The following is an 18,808-nucleotide window of genomic DNA, read 5'->3' on the forward strand; positions in this document are numbered from 1 at the left end:
TCGCCCTCTAGGGCATGCCCGCTGAGGGCTCGAGCCCGTCGGCCCCGGAGCGCGCGCCATGCGCTCCGGGGCCGACCGGTCTTCCGGAAACGTCGAAGCACCGGGAATCCGGCGGAACGCCTTTCCCGGAACCAGGTCGAAGGCAGGGAATTCAGCAATGCGACAGGTCACCCGCAAGGGCCTGATGACCATGGCGGCCGCCACCGGTGTGTTCGCCGCCGTGGGCGGGGCCGCCCACGCCGACTCCGGCGCGGCGGGCGCCGCGACCGGCTCGCCCGGCGTGCTCTCCGGCAACACGGTCCAGGCGCCCGTGCACGTGCCGGTCAACGTCTGTGGCAACACGGTCGACGTCGTCGGTCTCCTCAACCCGTCCGTGGGCAACGCCTGCGCCAACGAGGGCGGCGCGTCGTCCGAGGAGGGGCACGGCGGCTCCGGCGGCTCGCACGCCGACGGCCGCACGAGCGACTCGCCGGGCGTGGGCTCCGGCAACCAGATCCAGGTCCCGGTCCACGTCCCGGTGAACGTCTGCGGAAACAGCGTCGACGTCGTCGGCGCCGGCAACGCCACCGAGGGCAACGACTGCGCGAACGGCGGCCCCGGCCACGAGGAGCCGGGACAGCCCGGCACCCCCGAGCGGCCGGACACCCCGGGCGACGAGCCGAGCACCCCGGCCACTCCGGGCGACACCCCGCGCGGCAACCAGCCGGACACGCACCCCGTCACCCCGCCCCGGGCCGACGCGCAGCTGGCACAGACCGGCAGCGAAGTGCCGATGGGACTCGTCCTGCCGGTCGGCGCGGGCGCCCTGCTCGCCGGCGCGGTCCTCTACCGCAAGGCCCGCGGCGCCGCGTGACTCCGGACACACGGAGTGGGCCCCGCGACCGCGGGGCCCACTCCGTCGTGTGATTCCGGTCGGGTGCCCGGACTCACCAGGTGGCGCGCACCTGGCGGATGATCCGCCGCCGCAGCCGCACCCTGCGGCTGCCGTCACGCATCAGCGTCAGGCGGTACAGCTCCCAGTGACCGTACTCTGCGTGGTCCGTCAGCAGACGTGCCGTCTCCTTGCGGGACACCCCGCGCGGCACGTACACGTCGGCAAATTCGTATTCCGGCATCGCATCTATTGTGCGGGCCGGGCCCCGGTACGGATAGCGTCTGCACTATGTCTGATGCTGCGCAGCCCACCGCTGCCGAGGTACGCGCCGCCGCCGAGGCGGTGAAGACCGCGCTCGACCGCCACCTGGCCGCGGTCGAACGCCGGTCGGGGGAGGACGACCCGGCCGTCTACGAGGCGTTCAACCAGCTGGCCGCGGCCGCGGAGACGTACGACGAACTGCTCTACGACCGCTACGACGAGGTCACACCCTTCGAGATCCCCACGGCCGAGGACACACCGCCGTACACCGGCCCCGAGGAACCCAGCGCGGTCAGCGTGCTGATCCGCCGCGACTACGCCGTCGCGGAACCGCAGCGGCTGCTGGGGCACGCCCAGCGCATCGAGGCGGCGGACGGCGAGGGCCCGGGTGCGTCCGGGACCGTCCACGGCGCGCTCGGCCTGCTGTTCGGCGAGTTCGAGCCCGACGAGATCGCCTCCCGGCACAAGGAGTTCGGCCTGGAGGAGGGCGACTCCACCCTGTGGGTGACGGCATCGGACGAACCCGCGGACCCCGGCGAGTGGCTGGAGGCCCCGTTCGAGCAGGTGGACCCGCAGCACGTGGTCTGCCGCTTCGACGTCAGCGCCGTCTTCGACGACGACTCCGACGACGACCTGGAGGACGACCCTCTCCCCGGCCTCGACGAGGACGAGGACCTGGAACCACTCGACGCGGACCGCTGACCGCACCCGACGACGGCGGCGCCACCGGTGCCGCCGTTCGTCAGCCGTCCGCGCCGGCCGGGACCTGCGGCGCCAGCAGTGCCGGCAGCCGGGTCGTGCGCGGCTCGGCGGCCACCTCGGCCACGGCGCGCGGCAGCGCCTGCTCCACCCCGTGCACCACGGACAGGTGCCGGCCGGCCCGGCCGAAGGCCGTGTACACCCAGGGCCGGCTCAGTGCCTGGGCGGCGTCACCGGGCAGCACGACGACGACCGCGGGCCACCGGCAGCCCACCGCCTGGTGCGCGGTCAGCGCCCATCCGTGCCGCACGGAGCGCTCCACCCGCTCCGGCGGTACGACGATCTCCCCGCCCCCGCACGCCAGGTGCAGCCCGTCGCCGTCGGCCCCCACGACACGACCCGGCAGCGTGCGTCCCGGAGCGGGGGAGTAGGCGACCCGGTCACCCGGGTCGAACCCGCCGAAGCGCCCCGGTCCCGGATTGAGCCGTTCCTTGAGCGCCGCGTTCAGCACGCGCGTACCGGCGGCACCGCCGTGCCCGGGGGTGATCACCTGGGTCTCCTCCACCGGCACCCCGATCGCGCGCGGTACCGAGTCCGCCACCAGCTGCACGGTCCGGTGCACGGCCTCTCCCGCGTCCCGCACCGGCACGATCACGACCTCCTTGCCGGGCGCCGCCACCTGGTTCAGCTCGCCGACGCCGATCCCGGAGACCAGCTCACCGAGCGGCCCGGGGTCCGGCCGCCGGGAGGCGATCTGCGGACAGATCCGGGCGGCCAGCAGGTCCGCGAACACCCGCCCGGGCCCCACCGACCACAGCACCCCGGGATCACCGGCCAGCACCAGCCGCGCCCCGTCCGCCAGCGACTCCGTCACCAGCGCGGCGGTCTCGACGTCCAGCTGCGGAGCGTCCAGCACGACCAGCAGGTCGACGTCCAGCGCACCGTCGGCGTCACGTCCCGGCCCCTCGGCACCGGACAGCAGACCGGTGACGGTGGCGACACCCGGACCCTCGACCAGCGCCGCGAACCCGGCACGCCGGAGCGGACTGTGCGTGGCGGCCCAGACACGCAGCCCCAGGCCGTGCGCGGCGTTCAGCAGCGCCGCGGGGTCGGCCAGCGAGGCCTCCCCGCCGGTGTGCAGCACCAGTCCGTGCCCGGCGACCGCGCGGATCAGCTCACCGGCGGAACCCCCCGCCGTGGCGGCCGCGCGCTCCCACTCCTCACCCGTACCGTCCTGCTTGGGCACGGAGTCGATCAGCCGGGCCAGTCCGTCGGCGAGGCTCTCCTCGGCCATCGCGAAGCGCTCCAGCCCCACCTGCACCCGGACGGGCTGGTCCTCGTCCTCCTCGAGGGCGTCCTGGAAGACGAGTACGTCACCCTCCGCGATGGCGTTCTGCACGGCCTCGTCGGGATCCGGCACCCCCTGCCGCCCCAGCGCGTCGGTCAGCCCGGCCGTCCCGAGAACGGTGTGTCCGGCCTGCGCCGCCTGCTCGAGCAGCCACACGGTGATCGCGCGCCCCCGCCGCTCGTCGCCCGGCCCGGCCTCGGCACCGAGCAGCGCCCGGGCGAACCCGTCGGCCTGCTCGGGCCACACCCCGGCGATCCGCAGCAACTGCCAGGGATCGGCGCGCAGCACCTCCGCCGCCCCCTCGCCCAGCACGCCGGCGGCCTGCACGGCGAGCCCTTCCGGAGCGCCCCCCCGGACCAGCACCCCCCGCACATCCTCGACGGCGCCGGCGGCAGGAACGCCCGGAGGCACGGCCGGGGCCCGCCGCACGGGCTCGGGAGCGGCCCGCCGCGGCGCGGGCCGGGCCTCCTCGAACACGGCGGCGGCCGGCTTCTCGCCGCTCTCCACGGCCCGCACGGCGGCCAGCAGATCGGCGGCCGTGCCGCTCAGCTTGGCACCGGCCTCGATCGGCCCCTGCCGCTCCGCCCTCCGCCTCTCGATACGCTCCCGCTCCAGGCGCTGCGCGGCCAGTTCGGCCTCCGCCTCGGACACCTGCGCGCCCTCGGCGGGCGTGCCGTCCGCGCGCTCCGGCTCGGCGTCCTCCGGCGTCTCGGTGCTCACAGCGTGCTCCAGTCGTGATCGGGATAGCGGTGCACGGGCGCCGACACATCGTCCAGCGCCCGGCAGATCTCGTCAGGAAGACTAAGGGCCTCCACTGACAACGCCGCCGTGAGCTGCTGCGCGTTGCGCGCGCCGACGATGGGGGCGGCGACACCGGGCCGGTCCCGCACCCACGCGAGCGCCACCTGCAGGGCGGTCACGGCGAGCCCGTCCGCCGCCGTCGTCACGGCGTCCACGATCCGGCTCGCCGTGTCGTCGAGGTACGGCGCGACGAACGGGGCGAGGTGCTCCGAGGCGCCCCGGGAGCCCGGCGGGGTGGAGTCATTGCGGTACTTGCCGCTCAGCACACCCCGGCCGAGCGGCGAGGACGGCAGGAGCCCGATCCCCAGATCCAGTGCCGCGGGCAGCACCTCGCGCTCCACGCCGCGCTGCAGCAGCGAGTACTCCATCTGCGTACTCGCCAGCCGGGTCCGCGTCCCCGGCACCGCGAGCTGCCAGGTCGCCGCCTTGGCCAGCTGCCAGCCGCAGAAGTTGGAGACACCGGCATAGCGCACCCGCCCGCTGCCGACGGCGATGTCGAGCGCCTGGAGCGTCTCCTCCAACGGGGTGGCGGGGTCGTAGGCGTGCACGTGCCACACGTCGACGTGATCGGTGCCGAGCCGGGCCAGCGAGGCGTCAAGCGCCGTGAGCAGATGACCCCGCGAGCCGTCGAACCTGCGGTCCGGGTCGGGCACGCTGCCGGCCTTCGTCGAGATGACCAGATCCTCTCGGGGCACGAGCCCGTCCATCAGCCGTCCGAGCAGATACTCGGCCTCTCCGTCGCCGTACACGTCGGCGGTGTCGACGAGGGTCCCGCCGGCTTCCCAGAACGTCTTCAGGAGGTCCGCCGCGTCGTGCTCGTCGGTGTCCCGACCCCAGGTCAGCGTCCCGAGCCCGATCCGGGACACACGCAGGCCGGTACGGCCGAGATGCCTCTGCTCCATGAACGCCGAGATTACTGGCCGGAGGCGGAGGTGTGGGGGCCTGTGGACAACCGACTTCCGCGGGGCCCGCCGGGGGCTGCGCAGGGCGGGGTGCCCTTCCTGACGGGGTACGCGCCGCACGCGCCCGGAGCTTCCGGGAGGCGGCCCGCGGGAGCGGCGGGACGCCGACGGGAACGACGTGGCAGCCCGCGGTGTGCCGCCTACGGCGCGGAGGGGGCGGGGCGGGGGTGTGCGCCCGCAGCGGCCGGTGCGAACAAACGCCCCGCACCTCCACCGGCCGACCCGGTCGCGCCAGTCCGAGGACGGACACCCCCGACCCGACCCCGACCCACCCACCACCCGCAAGTGCCACGCGCACCCCCACCGGAGGGACAGGTGCGCCGCGGGCATCCCCCCATCCACCGGAGGTATAGGGTCGCCGCACAAGCGACGTTACTCATCGGTAAGGGGAGACGGCCATGCAGCTAGGGATCAACCTCGGCTACTGGGGTGCCGGAATGGACGCGGACAACCTCGCCGTGGCCCAGGAAGCCGACCGCCTCGGATACGCGGTCTGCTGGGCCGCGGAGGCCTACGGCTCCGACGCCGCCACCGTGCTCACCTGGGTCGCCGCCCAGACCCGGCGCATCGATGTCGGCTCCGCCATCTTCCAGATCCCCGCCCGCCAGCCCGCGATGACCGCGATGACCGCGGCCACCCTCGACTCACTCTCCGGCGGCCGCTTCCGCCTCGGCCTCGGCGTCTCCGGCCCCCAGGTCTCCGAGGGCTGGTACGGCGTCAAGTTCGACAAGCCCCTCGCCCGCACCCGCGAGTACGTCGAGATCGTCCGCAAGGCCATGACGCGCGAGCGCCTCTCCTACGAGGGCGAGCACTGGACCCTCCCCCTCCCCGACGGCCCCGGCAAGCCCCTCAAGCTCACCGTGCACCCGCAGCGCGAGCACATCCCCCTCTACATCGCCGCGATCGGCCCGAAGAACCTCGAGCAGACCGGCGAGATCGCCGACGGCGCCCTGCTGATCTTCCCCTCCGCCGACCACCTCGAGGACACCGCCGTCAAGCACCTCCGCGCCGGCCGCGAGAAGGCCGGCAAGACCCTCGACGGCTTCGACGTCTGCCCCACGCTTCCCCTCGCCGTCGGCGACGACAAGGACGTCACCACCCTCGCGGACACCTTCCGCCCCTACACCGCGCTGTACGTCGGCGGCATGGGCAGCCGCAAGCAGAACTTCTACAACCAGCTCGCCCAGCGCATGGGCTACGAGCGCGAGGCCGCCGACATCCAGGACAAGTACCTGTCCGGCGACAAGCAGGCCGCGGCCGCCGCCGTCCCGCACGACCTGATCGACAAGACGACCCTCCTCGGTTCCGTCGACCGCATCGCCGACCGCATGAAGGCCTACGCGGCCGCCGGAGTCACCACCCTGACCCTCGCCCCGGCCGGCTTCACCCTCGACGAGCGCCTCGCCTCGCTCCGCGCCGGCACCGAGGCCCTGGAGCGCGCCGGCCTCGCCTGACGGCCGCGCACCGCCGGGCGGCCCACCAGGGCCGCCCGCGCGCGTCCGCCCACGTACTCCTTTTGGCGGAGTTGTCCGGCACCCCCTGTTGCCGCACCCGGTCTCTCGGACTTGACTCGTTCTTTGCGGAACCGCAGCAGTGCGGCACCGCGAAGCCCGCGGAGAGGTGGTCCACCATGCTGTCGGCCAAGAGCCTTTTCCAGGAGATCATCGACAACGACGAGTCGTTCGCCCTCTTCTGCTCCATCGCCGCGAGCGGCGAGTCCCAGGGTGGGTGGGAGAACGCCCGCATCGCCGCGCTGGTCCCCGAAACCCAGCGCGAACTCGCCCCCAAGATCATCCGGCACGGCGCCGACGAGGACAAGCACGGCCGCATCTTCAACGCCTTGCTGAGGAAGCGCGGCCTGCGGCCCGTCCCGGTCCCTCCGGAGACCGACTACACGATGCTGCTGGAGCGGCACGGCATCGGCCTGGCGCACGACCGGCTCAGACGCGACGAGCCCCTCACGGTGCAGGACGTCGTCACCTACCTCGCCCACAGCAGGGTCACCGAACAGCGCGCCTCCGAGCAGATGGAACTGCTCCGCAAGCACTTCGCCGACCACCCGGACCTGGGGCGCGCGATCAGGATGATCTCGGACGACGAGGACAACCACCTCGCCTACTGCCACGAGGAACTGCTGCGCTTCGCGTACGCCGGACACGGCCGCGCCATCCAGCGCACCCTGCGCGAGTGCGCGCTGGCGGAGATCCGGGTCCACCGGGACGTGAGCCTCGCGGTGATGACCCACATGGGCCGCATCCTGGGCTGGCCCAGGTCCAGGGCGGCGGTGCTCGCCGCGGGTATCCACGCGGTGTACGCGTACGAACGCCTGGCAGGCTGGCGCCGCATGGTCTCCCTCAGCATGCCCGAGCGCCGCAACGCCCTGGCCGGCCCGGCCACCCCGGAACCCGAACTGGCCTGACCGGGCACGCCCGCACCCCGACCGACCACCCTCACTGACCACCTGCCCACCCCAAAACCGCCGGCCTACATCCACCCCCGCCGCTTGAACAGCCGGTACAGCAGCACCTCCAGCACCGCCATCACCACGATCACCACCGGGTACGACCACTCCCACCGCAACTCAGGCATGTGCTCGAAGTTCATCCCGTAGATCCCCGCGAGCATCGTGGGGACCGCGGCCATCGCCGCCCACGCGGAGATCTTCCGCATGTCGTCGTTCTGCCGCACGCTCATCTGCGCCAGGTGCGCCGAGAGGATGTCCGAGACCAGCCGGTCCAGCCCCTCCACGGACTCGTTCACGCGGGTGAGGTGATCGTGCACGTCACGGAAGTAGGGCCGCGCCCCGTCCTTCACGAACGGCACGGGCGCCCCGAACGTGCCCGCCCCCGCCAGCCGTGTCATCGGCAGCGCCAGCGGCCCGGTCGCGCGGCGGAACTCCAGGATCTGCCGTTTGAAGTCGTAGATCCGGGAGGCGGTGTTGCGCGACCCCCCGTCCGGGGTGAAGACCTCGGCCTCCAGCTCCTCCAGATCGGTCTGCAGCTCGGTCGCCACCTCCAGGTAGTGGTCGACGACGGCGTCGGCGACCGCGTACAGCACGGAGGTCGCCCCCTCGCCCAGCAGGTCGGGCTCCCGCTCGAGCCGGTCGCGCACCGCCTTCAGCGGGGCGCCCTCCCCGTGCCGCACCGTCACCGCGAACGAGTCACCGAGGAAGATCATGATCTCGCCGGAGGAGACGGTGTCGCTCCGCGGCTCGTACACCACCGGTTTGAGCACCACGAAGAGCGAGTCGTCGTACACCTCGAGTTTGGGCCGCTGATGGGCCTTGAGCGCGTCCTCCACCGCCAGCGGGTGCAGCGCGAACTCCTGCGCGACCAGGTCGAACTCGTCGGCCGACGGCTCGTGCAGCCCGATCCAGACGAAACCCCGCGCCGACCGCGCCTCGTCCAGCGCGTCGGAGAAGTCCTGGGGCCCCTCCGACCGTTTTCCCTCCCGGTAGATGGCACAGTCGACGATCACGAAGCGTCTTCTCCCTCCACAGCACGGACACCGCACACACGGGTGCGCCTACCCTGGTCCGCATGCCCACATTGCTCCTGGTCCGGCACGGACGTTCCACCGCCAACACCGAGGGACTGCTCGCCGGCTGGACGCCCGGCGTCGCCCTCGACGACCGCGGGGCCGCGCAGGCCGCCGCACTGCCGGACCGGCTCGCCGGACTGCCGCTGGCCGAGATCGTCACCAGCCCGCTCCAGCGCTGCCGGGAGACGATCGGCCCGCTGCTGGACGCCCGCCCGGGCCTGACCCCGCACACCGACGAGCGGATCGGCGAGTGCCACTACGGCGACTGGTCGGGCCGTAAACTCGCCGAGCTCAAGGACGAGCCGTTGATGGAGGTGGTGCAGGCGCACCCGTCGGCGGCGGCGTTCCCCGGCGGGGAGTCCATGCGCGCGATGCAGACGCGCGCCGCCGAGGCGGTGCGCGAGTGGAACACGCGCGTGGAGCGTGATCACGGTGCCGACGCCGTGTACCTCATGTGTTCGCACGGCGACATCATCAAGTCTCTGGTCGCCGACGCGCTGGGACTCCATCTCGACCTCTTTCAGCGGATCACCGTGGAACCGTGTTCCATCACCGCGATCCGCTACACACGGTTGCGTCCGTTTCTCGTCCGTCTCGGCGACACCGGCGACCTCGCCTCCCTGGCGCCGCGCGAGGAGACGCCCGCCGACGACGCGACGGTCGGGGGCGACGCGGGCGCACCGTGATCGTCGGCCGCAGTAGGGTGAAGCGACCGCAGCATGCGCTCCCGTTCGAACAGCCGCCCGTTCCCACGACTCTCAATGGAGACAGGACGTGTCCCGTCAGGTGTTCCTCTACGACCAGCCGGAACGTTTCGTGGCCGGCACGGTCGGACTGCCAGGGCGCCGTACGTTCTTCCTCCAGGCCTCCGCCGGCTCCCGGGTGACCAGCGTGGCCCTGGAGAAGACCCAGGTCGCCGCGCTCGCCGAGCGCATGGACGAACTGCTCGACGAGGTCGTACGCCGTAGCGGCGGCAGCGCGGCGGTGCCCGCCATGACGCCGACCGAGGTCGCCGACACCGCTCCGCTGGACACCCCGGTCGAGGAGGAGTTCCGCGTCGGCACCATGGCGCTCGCCTGGGACGGCGAGGACCAGCGCATGATCGTCGAGGCGCAGGCGCTCGTCGAGCTGGACGCCGACTCCGAGGAGGACCTCGCCGAGGCCGAGGAGCGGCTGCTCCAGGACGAGGAGAACGGACCCCCGATGCTCCGCGTCCGGCTCACCGGCGCGCAGGCGCGAGCCTTCGCCAAGCGCGCCCTGGACGTCGTCAACGCGGGGCGGCCGCCGTGTCCGCTGTGCAGCCTCCCGCTCGACCCGGAGGGACACGTATGTCCGCGCCAGAACGGATACCGCCGCGGAGCGTGAGCGTGACGGCCGCAGGCCCGGCCGCCGCGGCGCTGCTCGCGCGGGGCGAGCTGACCGTGCGCGGACGCATCCGCGAGGCCTCGAACGCGGCGCTGTACTGCACCGTCACCCACGAGGGGCACGAGGCCGCCTGCGTCTACAAGCCGGTCGCCGGGGAGCGGCCCCTGTGGGACTTCCCCGACGGGACGCTCGCCGGGCGCGAGGTCGCCGCCTACGAGGTCTCCCAGGCGACCGGGTGGGGCCTCGTGCCGCCCACCGTGCTGCGGGACGGCCCGTACGGCGAGGGCATGTGCCAGCTGTGGGTCGAGATGGCACCGGGTGCGGAACTCCTCGCCCTGGTGGACGGGGAGGAGCCCGGGCCGGGCTGGAAGGCCATCGGTCCGGCGGAGGTCGGTGAGGGCCGCACCGCGCTGCTCGTGCACGCCGACGACGAGCGGCTGCGCCGGCTGGCCGTGTTCGACGCCGTGATCAACAACGCCGACCGCAAGGGCGGCCACCTGCTGCCCACCGCGGAAGGGCTGCTGTACGGCATCGACCACGGGGTCACCTTCAACGCCGAGGACAAGCTGCGCACGCTGCTGTGGGGCTGGGCGGGGGAGCCGTTGACCCAGGAGGCCCTGGGGGTCCTGGAGGGCCTCAGGAGCGCCCTCACGGCCGCCGGCCCCCTCACCGCCGTCCTGGCCCCCTTGATCACCCCCGCGGAGATCGACGCCACCCGCGCCCGTGTCGACTCCCTGCTCACCACGGGTGTCCATCCGCGACCTGGCACCGACTGGCCGGCCATCCCCTGGCCCCCGGTCTGACGAGGGCGAAGGGCCGTCCGGCGCGCGACGTCGGCGCGGCGGAACCCGCCGCACGCCGCGCGGCGACGCGCAAGAGGGCCTTCTCGGTCATCCGGCCCGCTCCGGTTCGTATCCGGAACTCCGGTCCGGTTAGGCTCAGGGCATGCATGCCTGGCCCGCTTCCGAGGTCCCCGCCCTGCCCGGTCAGGGCCGCGACCTGAGGATCCACGACACCGCGACCGGAGGCACGATCAGCCTCGACCCCGGTCCCGTCGCCCGTATCTACGTCTGCGGCATCACGCCCTACGACGCCACCCACATCGGACACGCGGCGACCTACAACGCGTTCGACCTCGTGCAGCGCGTGTGGCTCGACACCAAGCGGCAGGTTCACTACGTCCAGAACGTCACCGATGTCGACGACCCGCTGCTGGAGCGGGCCGACCGGGACGGCCTCGACTGGACCGCGCTCGCCGAGCGCGAGACCGCGCTGTTCCGTGAGGACATGACGGCCCTGCGCATGCTGCCCCCGCGGCACTACATAGGCGCCGTGGAGGCGATACCCGGCATCGTGCCGATCGTCGAACGTCTGCGCGATCTCGGTGCGACCTACGAGATCGACGGCGACGTCTACTTCTCCGTCGAGTCGGACCGGCACTTCGGCCAGGTGTCGCACCTCGACGCCGCCGCCATGCGCCTGCTGTCCGCCGAGCGCGGCGGCGACCCGGACCGCCCGGGCAAGAAGAACCCGGTCGACCCGATGCTGTGGATGGCCGCCCGCGAGGGCGAGCCGAGCTGGGACGGCGGTTCGCTCGGCCGGGGCCGTCCCGGCTGGCACATCGAGTGCGTTGCCATCGCCCTCGACCACCTCGGCATGGGCTTCGACGTCCAGGGCGGCGGCTCCGACCTGGTCTTCCCGCACCACGAGATGGGTGCCTCCCACGCCCAGGTGCTCACCGGCGAGTTCCCCATGGCCCAGGCGTACGTCCACGCCGGCATGGTCGCCCTGCACGGCGAGAAGATGTCCAAGTCCAAGGGCAACCTGGTGTTCGTGTCCCGGCTGCGGCGCGACGGCGTGGACCCGGCGGCGATCCGGCTGGCGTTGCTCGCCCACCACTACCGCTCCGACTGGGAGTGGACCGACGGGGTCCTCCAGGACGCCGTGACGCGTCTGGAGCACTGGCGCGCCGCCGTCTCCCGTCCCGACGGCCCGCCCGCCGAGGCACTGGTCGAGGAGATCCGCGAGGCCCTGGCCGACGATCTGGACGCCCCGGCCGCGCTGGCGGCCGTCGACCGCTGGACGGTGCTGCAGGAGCAGAGCGGCGGCACCGACCCCGGCGCGCCGGGCATCGTCTCCCGCGCGGTGGACGCGTTGCTCGGCGTGGCGCTGTAGGAGCGCTGCGGCAGAGCGGCACACGACGGAGGGCGCCCCTTCCCGGGAGGGAGGGGGCGCCCTTCGCGTGGCTCAGTCCTCCGGCGGATCCCCGCCGTCCGCGTCGGACTCCGGCGTCGGCGGCTTGGGCGGCCGGGCCCGGCCGCCCGGGCTGTCCCGCCGGTACGACGTGCCGTCCGAGCCGTCCGCGGTGGCGTGCCCGCCGGACGGCCCCGACGCCCCGTCACGACGCCGCAGATACCGCTCGAACTCGCGGGCGATCGCCTCGCCCGACGCCTCCGGCAGCTCGGCCGTGTCCCGTGCCTCCTCCAGCGTCTGGACGTACTCGGCGACCTCGCTGTCCTCCGCGGCCAGTTGGTCCACTCCCACCTGCCAGGCACGCGCGTCCTCGGGCAGTTCGCCCAGCGGGATCCGCACGTCGATCAGGTCCTCCAGACGGTTGAGGAGGGCCAGCGTGGCCTTCGGGTTCGGCGGCTGCGAGACGTAGTGCGGGACCGCCGCCCACAGCGACACCGCGGGCACGCCCGCGTGGGTGCACGCCTCCTGGAGGATGCCGACGATGCCGGTGGGACCCTCGTACTTGGTCTCCTCCAGGCCCATGCGGCGGGCCAGGTCCGGGTCGGAGGTGGTCCCGCTGATCGGAACCGGACGGGTGTGCGGGGTGTCGCCGAGCAGCGCGCCCAGCACGACCACCAGCTCCACGCCGAGTTCGTGGGCGAAGCCGAGGATCTCGTTGCAGAACGAGCGCCACCGCATGGACGGTTCGATGCCGCGGACCAGCACCAGGTCGCGCGGTTTCTCACCGCCGACCCGGACCACCGACAGCCGCGTCGTCGGCCAGGTGATCTTGCGGACCCCGCCGTCCATGAACACCGTGGGGCGGTTCACCTGGAAGTCGTAGTAGTCCTCGGCGTCCAGCGCCGCGAACACCTCGCCCTTCCACTCCCTGTCCAGGTGCGCGACCGCGGTGGATGCGGCGTCACCGGCATCGTTCCAGCCCTCGAACGCGGCCACCATGACCGGGTCGATCAGCTCGGGAACCCCCTCGAGCTCGATCACCCAGCGCCTCCTTCCGACGTGCCCTCGCGTACGCCCCAACCTTACGGCGTGCCCACGGGGGCGCCCGCAGCCCCCTCACAGGGGGAGTGCCCCATCACTGCCCCGCGGGACACCGGGAAACACTACGGCAGCGAACTCCGGTCCCGTGGCGCCGCGGTGGGGCGGCGGCGGTGGCGGCGCGTTGTCTGAGGGCCCCTCAGGCGGGCACCCCCGAGCGGCGTGGAAGAGGGGCGGCCCCGCCGGCGCGGAACCGCCCCTCTCCCCGGGCCGGCTCCCGTGCGGGGGAGCCGGGGGACCGGCCGTCACTTCTTGTCGAGCAGCTCCTGGACGTCCGCGCGGACCTCGTCCGTGGCCAGGCCCCGGATCGTCAGCGTGGTGCGGCGGCGCAGCACGTCGTCCGCGGTCTCGGCCCACTCGTGGTCCCGGGCCCAGACGACCTGCGCCCGGATCTCCGGGGCGTCCGGGTGGACGCGCCGGCCCAGCGCCGGGTCCTCGTTGGCCAGCCGGGCGATGTCGAAGGCCAGCGAACCGTAGTGGGTGGCCAGATGCCTGGCGGTGTCCGCCGCCATCCGCGGGCCGGGTGCCGGCCCGTCGACCAGCAGCCGGTGGGCCACCGCGCGGGGGTTGGCCACACCGGGCAGCGGCAGCTTCTTCGGCAGCGAGGAGACCGGCTCGAAGTCCTCGCCGAGCGGGTGGCCCGGCAGCGCCTGGAGCTTCTGCATCACCGTGCGGCCGATGTGGCGGAACGTGGTCCACTTGCCGCCCGCGACGGACAGCATCCCGCCGCGGCCCTCGGTGACGACCGTCTCCCGCTTGGCCTTGGCCGTGTCGCCGGGGCCGCCCGGCAGCACCCGCAGACCGGCGAAGGCGTAGGTGATCAGATCACGGTCGAGCTGCTGGTCGCGGATGGAGAACGCGGCCTCATCGAGTATCTGCGCGGTGTCCTTCTCGGTGACCGCGACGTCCGCCGGGTCGCCCTCGAACTCCTCGTCGGTCGTGCCGAGCAGCAGCATGTCCTCCCAGGGGAGGGCGAAGGTGATCCGGTACTTGTCGATCGGCGTGGCCAGCGCGGCCTTCCAGGGGCTGGTCCGCTTCAGGACCAGATGCGCGCCCTTCGACAGCCGGATGGACGGCGCGGCGCCCGGGTCCTCCATCCGGCGCAGGTGGTCGACCCAGGGGCCGGTGGCGTTCAGCACGAGGCGGGCGTCGACGCCGAACTCGTCGCCGGAGATGCGGTCGCGCAGCTCGGCGCCGGTGACCCGGCCCTTGGTGAAGCGCAGGCCCGTCACCTCGGCGTGGTTGAGGACGACCGCGCCGGACTCGGCCGCCGCGCGGACCGTCATCAGCGCCATGCGGGCGTCGTTCATCTGGTCGTCGCCGTACACGGCCACGGCCCTGAGGTTGTCGGTGCGCAGCTCCGGCACGTCCTGCGCGGCCTTGGCGGGCGAGAGCAGGTGGCCGACGCCGTCGCCGAACGCCGAGAGCGCGGAGTAGGCGAAGACGCCGGCCCCGAGCTTCGCCGCGCCGTGCGGCCCGCCCTTGTACACGGGGAGGTAGAACGTGAGCGGGTTCGACAGGTGGGGTGCCACCTGGCGGGAGACCGCACGGCGCTCGAAGTGGTTCTCCGCCACCAGCTTCACCGCGCCGGTCTGCAGGTAGCGCAGACCGCCGTGGAGGAGCTTGGAGGAGGCGGAGGACGTGGCACCGGCGAAGTCGCCGGCGTCCACCAGAGCCACCCTGAGGCCGGACTGCGCGGCGTGCCAGGCGGTGGAGATGCCCAGGATGCCGCCGCCGATCACGAGAAGGTCGTACGACGCCTTGGAAAGCTGCTCCCTGGTCTCGGCCCGGCTCGGGTTGGAGCCGGAGGCCGGGTGCGTCCCCAGGGCAGGCACGGACTGCAGGGTGGACTGAGTGGTCATGCTGTTTCTTACTCCTCGTCCTCGAGCCAGCCCATGGTCCGCTCGACGGCCTTGAGCCAGCTCTTGTACTCACGGTCGCGGGTGTCCGCGTCCATGCGGGGGGTCCACTCGGCGGCCCGCCGCCAGTTGGCGCGCAGGTCGTCGGTGCTGTTCCAGAAGCCGACGGCGAGACCGGCGGCGTAGGCGGCGCCGAGGCAGGTGGTCTCGGCGACCATCGGGCGCACCACGGGAGCGTCCAGGAAGTCCGAGAGCGTCTGCATCAGCAGGTTGTTGGAGGTCATGCCGCCGTCGACCTTGAGGGCGGTGAGCTCCACGCCGGAGTCCTTCGTCATGGCGTCGGCGATCTCCCGCGTCTGCCAGGCGGTGGCCTCCAGGACGGCCCGGGCCAGGTGCGCCTTGGTGACGTACCGGGTCAGGCCGGCGATCACACCGCGGGCGTCGGAGCGCCAGTACGGGGCGAACAGGCCGGAGAAGGCGGGCACGAAGTAGGCGCCGCCGTTGTCCTCGACGGAGAGCGCGAGGGTCTCGATCTCGGCGGCGGTGGAGATCAGGCCCATCTGGTCGCGCATCCACTGCACCAGCGAACCGGTGACGGCGATCGAGCCCTCCAGGGCGTAGACCGTGTCCTGGTCGCCGATCTTGTAGCCGACCGTGGTCAGCAGGCCGCTGTAGGAATTGATGATCTTGTCACCGGTGTTCATCACCATGAAGGTGCCGGTGCCGTACGTCGACTTGGTCTCGCCCTCGGAGAAGCAGGTCTGACCGAACAGGGCCGCCTGCTGGTCGCCGAGCGCGGAGGCGACGGGGATGCCGCCGAGCAGGTCACCCAGCTTGCCGCCCTTGATCTCGCCGTAGACCTCGGCGGAGGAGCGGATCTCCGGCAGGACCCGCTTGGGGACGCCGATCGACTCGCAGATCCTGTCGTCCCACTGCATGGTGTGCAGGTTCATCAGCATCGTGCGCGACGCGTTGGTGACGTCCGTGACGTGCTTGCCGCCGTCGACACCACCGGTCAGGTTCCAGATGACCCAGGTGTCCATGGTGCCGAAGAGGATGTCGCCCGCCTCGGCGCGCTCCTTGAGGCCGTCGACGTTGTCGAGCAGCCAGCGGGCCTTGGGGCCGGCGAAGTAGGAGGCGAGGGGGAGGCCGGTCTCGCGGCGGAAGCGGTCCTGGCCGACGTTGCGGCCGAGCTCGCGGCACAGGGCGTCGGTGCGCGTGTCCTGCCAGACGATGGCGTTGTGGACGGGCTCACCGGTGTTCCTGTCCCACAGGACGGTGGTCTCGCGCTGGTTGGTGATGCCGATGGCCTTGATGTCGTCGCGGGTGATGCCGGCCTTGTCGATGGCCCCGGCGACGACCTCCTGGACGTTGGTCCAGATCTCCGTGGCGTCGTGCTCGACCCAGCCCGGCTTGGGGAAGATCTGCTCGTGCTCCTTCTGGTCGACGGAGACGATGCGGCCGTCGCGGTCGAAGACGATGCAGCGGGACGAGGTGGTGCCCTGGTCGATGGCGGCGATGAAGGGGCCGGCGGTGTGGGCGTCGGTCACTGTGTGCTCCTGCGAGTTCCTTGGTTACGGGGCTGTCTGTACGGCGCTTCTACAACGTTCGCGGTTTTCGGCCACCTGGTCACCTATGCGAAGGCGACGTTGTAGATACCGGCCGCGAGGGCACCGCCGATCAGCGGACCGACCACCGGGATCCAGGCGTACGACCAGTCGGAGCCGCCCTTGTTGGGCAGCGGCAGCAGGGCGTGGACGATGCGCGGACCGAGGTCGCGGGCCGGGTTGATCGCGTAACCGGTCGGGCCGCCGAGGGACAGACCGATCGAGACGACCACGAGCGCCGTGATCAGACCGCCCAGCACGCCGAGGCCGTTTCCCGCGTCGTTCAGGCCCTGGGTGAGCACGGCGAGCAGCAGCACGACGGTGCCGATGATCTCCGTGGCGAGGTTCTGCACCGTGTGCCGGATCTCCGGACCCGTGGAGAAGACGCCGAGCACGGGGCCCGCGCCCTTCTCCTGCGCCTCGACCGACTTCGCGGCGGTGGACTGCGCGCCCGGGCCGCCCACGATCTCCTTGTCGGTGAGGTGGGCCTGGAACTGTCCGTAGTACGCCACCCAGACCAGGGCCGCGCCGATCATCGCGCCGAGGAACTCTCCGGCGAAGTAGGTCGGGACGTTGCTCCAGTCGCCGTCCTTGACGGCGAGGGCCACGGTCACGGCCGGGTTGAGGTGGGCGCCGGAGAGCGGCCCCGCGATGTACACCGCCGTCATGACGGCGAAGCCCCACCCGAAGGCGATGGCGAGCCAGCCGGCGTTACGGGCCTTGGAGGCCTTGAGCGTCACGGCGGCACACACACCGCCGCCGAGCAGGATGAGTATGGCGGTACCGATGGTCTCGCCGATGAAGATGTCGGAGCTGGACACCCGCGACTCCTTTGTCCTTCGTCCAGGGAGCCGACCCCCGGGTCCCACCGGGGATTGGCGCCCTCAGGGGTGAGAGCGATGCCGGCCCTTGGCGTTGTCACACTCTAACGCGTATTGCCGTTAAGTGTTCGACAATGCCGACCGGTGGACGGGAGTCTTGCCCGGCGCCCCGCATGCGTCAAGGGTTTGGTAATCGAAAACGCGATCGTTATTGATCGCCCCGAGTCATCGATCTTCGCGGCGTTCCGTCGCCACGCGTACGGTGTGTGCATCCCCGGGCGTCACCCCGGGCACACCTGTGACCGGAACGCCGTACGGCACCCCGGTCCCTGTCCGTCCCCCTCAGAAGCGGCCGGCGCCCAGGTCCCGCGAGACCGCGCGGGCACAGTCCCGCACCGCCGCGACCAGCTCGGGCCGCAGCTCGCCGTCGCGGCGCAGCCGCTCCACGGCCCCCGCGATGCCGACGGCACCCACGGGCATGCGCCGCCGGTCGTGAATGGGGGCGGCGACGGAGGCGACGCCCTCCCAGGTCTCCTCGACGTCCGCCGCGTACCCGCGCGCGCGGGTGAGATCGAGAATGTGCTCGAAGGCGTCGAGGTCGCACACGGTGCGGTCGGTGAAGGCCTTGCGGTCGGCCTCCAGAGCCTCGCTGTGCGCCACCGGGTCGTACGCCGACAGCACCTTGCCCAGGGCCGTGGAGTGCAGCGGCTGCATGGCCCCGATCTCCAGGACCTGCCGGCTGTCGTCGGGCCGGAAGACGTGGTGCACGATGAGCACGCCCTGCTGGTGCAGCACCCCGAGGTAGACGCTCTCGCCGCTGGAGCGGGCCAGGTCGTCCGTCCACACCAGGGCGCGCGCCCGCAGTTCGTGCACGTCGAGATAGGTGGTGCCCAGGCGCAGCAGCTCGGCACCGAGCTGGTAGCGCCCGGAGGCGTCGTCCTGCTCGACGAATCCCTCCTGCTGGAGGGTGCGCAGGATGCCGTGGGCGGTGCCCTTGGCGAGACCCAGCGAGGAGGCGATGTCCGACAGGCCGAGCCGTCGCTCGCCACCCGCGAGCAGCCGCAGCATCGCTGCCGCCCGTTCGAGCGACTGGATGTTCCGTGCCATCGCCGTACTGCCTCCGTCCCCTTCGCCCGTCGACCCACGACGCGCCGCTGCCGCTGTTCGGCAATGCCGAACACTACCGGTCCATGTCGACCTCTCGCTAATGGTCGACCGTGATCGGTTCCGCAACTCCTCCTCCGAACAGCACCAGTCGGCCATCTTCGTCCGTCCCGTGGACGCCCTGAACATCGGGGCGCGGTCCCGGATACCCTGACGGCGTGCGCCCTGCCGGGAAGCACGCACCAGGAGCTTCCCGGGCAGCCGCAAAGCCGACAG

The 18,808-nt window shown here is 72.4% G+C and carries 17 protein-coding genes; 8 read left to right on the forward strand and 9 right to left on the reverse strand.

The window, feature by feature from the left end:
• Positions 1 to 157: 157 nt before the first annotated feature.
• Positions 158 to 853, forward strand: coding sequence for a chaplin (locus BU52_RS36980; RefSeq protein WP_037932308.1), 696 nt, complete (start codon positions 158 to 160; stop codon positions 851 to 853).
• Between the two features lie 73 nt (positions 854 to 926).
• On the opposite strand, the gene BU52_RS11570 is transcribed toward BU52_RS36980, so the two are convergent.
• A complete protein-coding gene (locus tag BU52_RS11570; RefSeq protein WP_030225438.1) occupies positions 927 to 1,115 on the reverse strand; it encodes a DUF5703 family protein in 189 nt (62 codons plus the stop codon).
• A 47-nt stretch (positions 1,116 to 1,162) separates the two neighbouring features.
• On the opposite strand from BU52_RS11570, the gene BU52_RS11575 reads away from it, so the two are divergent.
• Positions 1,163 to 1,837 carry a hypothetical protein gene (locus tag BU52_RS11575; protein ID WP_037932309.1) on the forward strand — a complete coding sequence of 225 codons (675 nt, stop codon included), beginning with the start codon at positions 1,163 to 1,165 and terminating at the stop codon, positions 1,835 to 1,837.
• 40 nt (positions 1,838 to 1,877) lie between these two features.
• On the opposite strand, the gene BU52_RS11580 is transcribed toward BU52_RS11575, so the two are convergent.
• Complete coding sequence (locus tag BU52_RS11580) at positions 1,878 to 3,914, reverse strand: helix-hairpin-helix domain-containing protein (protein ID WP_407702037.1); 2,037 nt, start codon at positions 3,912 to 3,914, stop codon at positions 1,878 to 1,880.
• On the reverse strand, positions 3,899 to 4,885 hold the full coding sequence (locus BU52_RS11585; RefSeq protein WP_037932311.1) for an aldo/keto reductase: 987 nt from the start codon (positions 4,883 to 4,885) through the stop codon (positions 3,899 to 3,901). Before BU52_RS11585 ends, BU52_RS11580 begins: the two co-directional genes overlap by 16 nt.
• A 458-nt stretch (positions 4,886 to 5,343) precedes the next feature.
• Here BU52_RS11585 and BU52_RS11590 point away from each other — a divergent pair, with 458 nt between their 5' ends.
• Positions 5,344 to 6,399, forward strand: a complete 1,056-nt coding sequence (locus BU52_RS11590; protein ID WP_037932312.1) for an LLM class F420-dependent oxidoreductase — start codon at positions 5,344 to 5,346, stop codon at positions 6,397 to 6,399.
• Between the two features lie 176 nt (positions 6,400 to 6,575).
• Complete coding sequence (locus BU52_RS11595) at positions 6,576 to 7,364, forward strand: ferritin-like domain-containing protein (RefSeq protein ID WP_037932313.1); 789 nt, start codon at positions 6,576 to 6,578, stop codon at positions 7,362 to 7,364.
• A gap of 65 nt (positions 7,365 to 7,429) precedes the next feature.
• On the opposite strand, the gene corA is transcribed toward BU52_RS11595, so the two are convergent.
• The gene (gene corA / locus BU52_RS11600; RefSeq protein ID WP_037932315.1) at positions 7,430 to 8,422 is read right to left on the reverse strand and encodes a magnesium/cobalt transporter CorA; all 993 of its coding nucleotides are present in this window, start codon (positions 8,420 to 8,422) and stop codon (positions 7,430 to 7,432) included.
• A gap of 62 nt (positions 8,423 to 8,484) precedes the next feature.
• Between corA and BU52_RS11605 the strand changes: the two genes are divergently transcribed.
• The 4 genes from BU52_RS11605 (at position 8,485) to mshC (ending at position 12,025) form a co-directional block, all read left to right on the forward strand.
• Positions 8,485 to 9,171 carry a histidine phosphatase family protein gene (locus tag BU52_RS11605; RefSeq protein WP_037932317.1) on the forward strand — a complete coding sequence of 229 codons (687 nt, stop codon included), beginning with the start codon at positions 8,485 to 8,487 and terminating at the stop codon, positions 9,169 to 9,171.
• A gap of 88 nt (positions 9,172 to 9,259) precedes the next feature.
• Positions 9,260 to 9,850, forward strand: a complete 591-nt coding sequence (locus BU52_RS11610) for a DUF3090 domain-containing protein (RefSeq protein ID WP_037932319.1) — start codon at positions 9,260 to 9,262, stop codon at positions 9,848 to 9,850.
• Positions 9,814 to 10,653, forward strand: a complete 840-nt coding sequence (locus BU52_RS11615) for an SCO1664 family protein (RefSeq protein WP_107061144.1) — start codon at positions 9,814 to 9,816, stop codon at positions 10,651 to 10,653. Before BU52_RS11610 ends, BU52_RS11615 begins: the two co-directional genes overlap by 37 nt.
• A gap of 142 nt (positions 10,654 to 10,795) precedes the next feature.
• Positions 10,796 to 12,025: a cysteine--1-D-myo-inosityl 2-amino-2-deoxy-alpha-D-glucopyranoside ligase gene (gene mshC / locus BU52_RS11620; RefSeq protein WP_037932322.1), complete on the forward strand. Its 1,230-nt coding sequence runs from the start codon at positions 10,796 to 10,798 to the stop codon at positions 12,023 to 12,025.
• 72 nt (positions 12,026 to 12,097) lie between these two features.
• Here mshC and BU52_RS11625 read toward each other — a convergent pair whose 3' ends face one another.
• The 5 genes from BU52_RS11625 to BU52_RS11645 form a co-directional block, all read right to left on the reverse strand.
• Positions 12,098 to 13,084: a PAC2 family protein gene (locus tag BU52_RS11625; protein WP_037932324.1), complete on the reverse strand. Its 987-nt coding sequence runs from the start codon at positions 13,082 to 13,084 to the stop codon at positions 12,098 to 12,100.
• A 302-nt stretch (positions 13,085 to 13,386) separates the two neighbouring features.
• Complete coding sequence (locus BU52_RS11630; protein ID WP_037932328.1) at positions 13,387 to 15,003, reverse strand: glycerol-3-phosphate dehydrogenase/oxidase; 1,617 nt, start codon at positions 15,001 to 15,003, stop codon at positions 13,387 to 13,389.
• 8 nt (positions 15,004 to 15,011) lie between these two features.
• The gene (glpK, locus tag BU52_RS11635; RefSeq protein ID WP_037932329.1) at positions 15,012 to 16,550 is read right to left on the reverse strand and encodes a glycerol kinase GlpK; all 1,539 of its coding nucleotides are present in this window, start codon (positions 16,548 to 16,550) and stop codon (positions 15,012 to 15,014) included.
• An 83-nt stretch (positions 16,551 to 16,633) separates the two neighbouring features.
• Entirely contained in the window at positions 16,634 to 17,428 is a 795-nt protein-coding gene (locus BU52_RS11640; protein WP_037932330.1) for an MIP/aquaporin family protein, read from the reverse strand.
• Between the two features lie 342 nt (positions 17,429 to 17,770).
• Entirely contained in the window at positions 17,771 to 18,535 is a 765-nt protein-coding gene (locus BU52_RS11645) for an IclR family transcriptional regulator (RefSeq protein WP_037932331.1), read from the reverse strand.
• Positions 18,536 to 18,808 lie beyond the last annotated feature (273 nt).

Origin of the sequence: Streptomyces toyocaensis (assembly GCF_000725125.1) — a bacterium.
In the GTDB taxonomy this organism is placed as follows: domain Bacteria; phylum Actinomycetota; class Actinomycetes; order Streptomycetales; family Streptomycetaceae; genus Streptomyces; species Streptomyces toyocaensis.